At 30.0% G+C, this 4,267-nt stretch carries 8 protein-coding genes; 1 reads left to right on the top strand and 7 read right to left on the bottom strand.

Annotated features, from left to right (window positions below; translation table 11 throughout):
• The coding region (locus SVN78_08975) for a hypothetical protein (protein MDY6821737.1) at positions 1-453 on the bottom strand (453 nt) is incomplete at its 3' end.
• Positions 454-620: 167 nt separating this feature from the next.
• Here SVN78_08975 and SVN78_08970 point away from each other — a divergent pair.
• Positions 621-1,130 carry a heme NO-binding domain-containing protein gene (locus tag SVN78_08970; protein ID MDY6821736.1) on the top strand — a complete coding sequence of 170 codons (510 nt, stop codon included), beginning with the start codon at positions 621-623 and terminating at the stop codon, positions 1,128-1,130.
• Between the two features lies 1 nt (position 1,131).
• On the opposite strand, the gene def is transcribed toward SVN78_08970, so the two are convergent.
• From def to SVN78_08940, 6 genes are all read right to left on the bottom strand, one after another.
• Complete coding sequence (def, locus tag SVN78_08965) at positions 1,132-1,641, bottom strand: peptide deformylase (protein MDY6821735.1); 510 nt, start codon at positions 1,639-1,641, stop codon at positions 1,132-1,134.
• 20 nt (positions 1,642-1,661) lie between these two features.
• The gene (locus SVN78_08960) at positions 1,662-2,090 is read right to left on the bottom strand and encodes a DciA family protein (GenBank protein MDY6821734.1); all 429 of its coding nucleotides are present in this window, start codon (positions 2,088-2,090) and stop codon (positions 1,662-1,664) included.
• Positions 2,081-3,076, bottom strand: coding sequence for a GTPase ObgE (gene obgE, locus SVN78_08955; protein ID MDY6821733.1), 996 nt, complete (start codon positions 3,074-3,076; stop codon positions 2,081-2,083). The genes SVN78_08960 and obgE overlap by 10 nt, the downstream gene beginning before the upstream one ends.
• Positions 3,077-3,106: 30 nt before the next feature.
• Positions 3,107-3,367 (bottom strand): 50S ribosomal protein L27, encoded by a 261-nt coding sequence (rpmA, locus tag SVN78_08950; GenBank protein ID MDY6821732.1) that lies wholly within the window; start codon positions 3,365-3,367, stop codon positions 3,107-3,109.
• A 2-nt stretch (positions 3,368-3,369) separates the two neighbouring features.
• Positions 3,370-3,690: a 50S ribosomal protein L21 gene (rplU, locus tag SVN78_08945; GenBank protein MDY6821731.1), complete on the bottom strand. Its 321-nt coding sequence runs from the start codon at positions 3,688-3,690 to the stop codon at positions 3,370-3,372.
• Positions 3,691-3,783: 93 nt separating this feature from the next.
• Positions 3,784-4,267 (bottom strand): transketolase C-terminal domain-containing protein (locus tag SVN78_08940; protein MDY6821730.1); only part of this gene is annotated, 484 nt, incomplete at its 5' end.

The raw sequence follows: 4,267 nt of genomic DNA, 5'->3' as shown, positions 1-4,267 counted from the left end.
TACCTTTGAATAAATATTTTCGGCTCTTATAAGATAGACTTCATCTAAGCTTAAAAATAGTATATCTTTGCCATCAATTATTGGTAATTTTTTCAATTTATTGTTATCAAGAGACTCATTGGTTATATCAAATATATTTAGAGAGTATAGGCTAAGCTTTTGATCTTTGTCAAATAGTGGTGTTACATGAACTAATGCAAGCTTATTAACCTTATCTTTAATGTATGATTTATATGTTATACAAGATTCCTTGTTTTTATTTATTTTTTTAATTAGTTTTTCAAGACTAATAGCAAATTCTCTATTAATTTTAGCAAACATATCCTGATAAAAGGTTTTATCATTAGCTAAAAGTGGAGATTCAATTATAAACCTATCATTTACATATTCTACTTTGCCTTTTTCATTAAAAATGCAAACAACTGACACATATCGTTCCTGTAAAGTCTCCATAGGTTACTATAACTTATTTAAATTGCAAAAAATATCAATACAATAGGGGTGTTTTCGTTTACCATACAAAAATTAATAAAACATCTCACTGTCTAAATTTAACCATTCATTATTATTAGATTGAATTGTTGATTACAAATGACGAATATAACAATTGGGGGTAAATATTGAGAGGAATTTATTTTAATGCATTAAAGGAAATGTGCATTAATCTTTCAGCTTTAGAGAAACTTCAAAAAGTATTATCTAAGTTTGGATATAGCGAAAATTTCATTATCAGAGATAATGATAAAATTGATGATAGTCTCTTTTTAGAAATTTGTGATGAATTGAGAAGGGGGTTAAAACTCTCTAGTGAGGACTTTTACTCTATATATGGCGATTATTATGTTTCGTATACCTATAAAAAATATAAGAAACTTTTTAACATTGCTAATAATACCTATGAATTTTTATTAAAAATTAGTGATTTTCATAAAAAACTTTTAAATAAAATTAATGAAAATAGTTCCTTTCACTTTCATATACAACTCAAAGATGATGCCATACACTGCAAAATAAAACCCATTATAAATACTAGCTTTACAAGCTCATTAATTAAATCTATTGGTAGGATTTATAATGAATTGCCCTTTGTTGAGTATAAAGATAATGATACTTTTATAATTAAAATCTAGGTTAATATTCGCTAGCCAAAGCCCTTTTTTTGATATGCTTTTTTATGCTATCTCTCTTAATCTGAGGTATTCTATCAATGAATAATACTCCATTTAGGTGATCTATTTCATGTTGCACTATTCTAGCTGGCAATTCATCTAACTTTAAGCTAACTTCTTTGCCATCCTCATTAAGAGCCTTAAAATAAACTTTTTTAGCTCTTTTAACATCAGCATACTCACCAGGGATACTCAGGCAACCCTCCTCATAAACCTCTTCACCATCGTATTCTAATATTTCAGGGTTTATAAATTTATAAATCTTTGGAATCTCAGCCTGAGCATCAAAGTTAACAACAATTACTCTTTTAAGCACACCCACCTGTGGGGCTGCTAATCCAACACCTGGGGCTTTAAGCATAGTTTCTTCCATATTATTTAAAAGTTCAATAATCTCTTCATCTATATTATTAATTTCAGCACATTTAGCTCTAAGCCTTTTATCTGGATATTTTACTATATCTAACACCATAATATAGATATTAAATTAATTTAATTTTTTTTCAAGTTTTTAATATAGGCTGAAAAGGCCCTTTTAAAGCTCTCCCTTATATTATCATTTTCAATACTGTCATATATATATTCATATCCTCGCAGATCAACTTCAATATCCTCTTCTACCGTTTCATTTTTATCAATATCAAAGTAATTAATAACTTTAAATGATATTTTGTTAATTTTAAACCCTCTTTTTTGTAGTCTTGAAACTATCTCATCGTGCATAAATGATAATTCTTGTAATACTATATTATCTAGGACACCCACAATTAATCTATTGCCAGTAACTTTTATTGGTTTTGAAATCTGTGAAAAACACCCGTCAACTAAAACATCCCAAATACTAGAGATAATAAGTAGATTAGAGATGTTATTTTTAAAGCAATTTAGATTTTTCTTTAAGATACTTGATATTATTTCCATAGAATGTCCTCAATATAGTTAAGGAGTTTTTCAATTCCATAATAATTATATGTAGATATTTTAAAATAACTAATATTATTATAGTTATCAAAAAGATAATTTTCAAAATCTTTTAGATTGTGCCTATTCACTTGATCCATCTTTGTTGAAACTACAATCTCTTTTTTGTTATTAAAATCACTTGAATATTCTAACAGTTCTTTTCTGAGTGCCTCATACCTTTCTATCATTGATTTATCAACCGATGAATCAATAAAATGCAATAACAATTTAGTCCTAGAAATATGTTTTAAGAATTTAATACCTAAACCAATGCCTTTATGGGCTCCTTCTATCAAACCAGGCATATCTGCAAAAATTATTCTATTGCCACTATCACTATTATATACCCCTAGATTTGGATCAATTGTTGTAAAAGGATAACTATCAATTTTCGGATTTGCATTTGTTATAACTGACAAAAAAGTAGATTTACCTGCATTGGGGAAGCCCACTATACCAACATCTGCAATTAATTTTAATTCTAAAATTAACAACCTTTCACTACCTTCCTCACCCTCTTCTGCAAGGAAAGGAGCCCTATTTACAGAACTAGCAAAAGATTTATTCCCCCTGCCCCCTCTACCACCTTTTGCAACTAAAACTGACTGCCCATCAACTTTTATATCAGCAATTATCTCACCTGTATCTGCATCCTTAACAATTGTCCCCAAAGGGACTTTGATATAGACACTATTACCCCTTGCTCCATCCTTATCCTTACCACCACCATGTTCGCCTTTTTCTGCTCTAAACTCAGATTTATATTGAAAATCAAGAAGCGTTGATTTCGATGCATCACCTACTATATAGACATCACCGCCGCAACCACCTGTACCACCGGAAGGACCGCCCTTTGGCACATACTTTTCTCTCCGAAAACTAACACAGCCACTGCCACCCTTTCCAGATTTTACTTTAATTTTTGCGTAATCAATAAATTTCATTTTATAGCCCCACACAAAGGGCTATAGAAATTATGCAGATATATTTGGATATACTGAGATAAATTTACCCTTTCTCTTCTTTTCAAATGAAACTACACCATCTATTAATGAAAAAATTGTATAATCATTGCCACATCCAACATTATTGCCAGGTTTAAACTTAGTTCCTCTCTGTCTTACAATAATGTTTCCAGCTCTAACTTTTTCTCCACCAAATTTTTTTACCCCTAAGCGCTTACTTTGTGAATCCCTTCCATTTCTAGATGAACCACCTGCCTTTTTATGTGCCATAACTACTCCTCACCTATATTAATTCTATCTATTTTAATCTTTGTATAATTTTGTCTATGACCCAATTTTTTGCTATATCCTTTTCTTCTTTTCTTCTTAAATACAACAATTTTTTTGCTTTTATATTGATCTATGATCTCCGCTTCAACATAGCTATTTTTTAATAGGGGCTTACCAATTAATACATCATCATCTTTCTTTGCTAGCACAACATCTTCAAGCTTAGCCCTTGCGCCAACCTCACCGGGTATTTTTTCAATATCTATGATATCACCCTCTTTAACTATATACTGTTTTGAACCGTTAGCAACTATACATTCCATATTTCACTCCATATTATATTTACAATTTAAAAAAATAATTATATAGCTTTTATAAATTTTGTCAAGAAAGCAAATTTTAATTATGTATTTATTTTATTTTTCTAAGATTTTCTCTACCTCTTTAGCCACACTCTTCTCATCTAACCCAATCAACTCAAACACTTCATTAGGCTTACCTGAGCATGGATAGTCTTTGATACCAAAGGGTATTAATCTAACTTGTCTGCCACTCTTAGTTATATATTGTGATAAAATTGATGAAAGACCTGTATTAATATTGTGGTCTTCATAGGTAAAGGCTATGTTATTTTTTAAGTATTTATTAAGAACTTCTTCATCTAGTTGTAATGGAGAGGCTACATTTAATACAGCTGCAGAGATACCCTTTTCTTTTAATAATAAGGAAACCTTAACTGCTCTATGTAACATTGTCCCATAACTAAATATGGGATATTCACCGTCCCTTATAATGTCAATTTTGCCATATTCAAAGTTATAGTCTTTATTAAAATATATTGAGCCATCCTCCCTTGTTATTATAGGTAGTTTTGATCTACCCATAGCTAGTAGGTAGTTA

It is taken from the genome of Deferribacterota bacterium (assembly GCA_034189185.1).
Classification (GTDB): Bacteria; Chrysiogenota; Deferribacteres; order Deferribacterales; family UBA228; genus UBA228.
This window is presented reverse-complemented; position numbering and strand designations above follow the sequence as displayed.

Bases quoted from the DNA above. Each gene is read 5' to 3' on its own strand.
- SVN78_08960 (MDY6821734.1), bottom strand. From the start codon at position 2,090: ATGGAAATAATATCAAGTATCTTAAAGAAAAATCTAAATTGCTTTAAA.
- rpmA (MDY6821732.1), bottom strand. From the start codon at position 3,367: ATGGCACATAAAAAGGCAGGTGGTTCATCTAGAAATGGAAGGGATTCA.
- obgE (MDY6821733.1), bottom strand. From the start codon at position 3,076: ATGAAATTTATTGATTACGCAAAAATTAAAGTAAAATCTGGAAAGGGT.
- def (MDY6821735.1), bottom strand. From the start codon at position 1,641: ATGGTGTTAGATATAGTAAAATATCCAGATAAAAGGCTTAGAGCTAAA.
- rplU (MDY6821731.1), bottom strand. From the start codon at position 3,690: ATGGAATGTATAGTTGCTAACGGTTCAAAACAGTATATAGTTAAAGAG.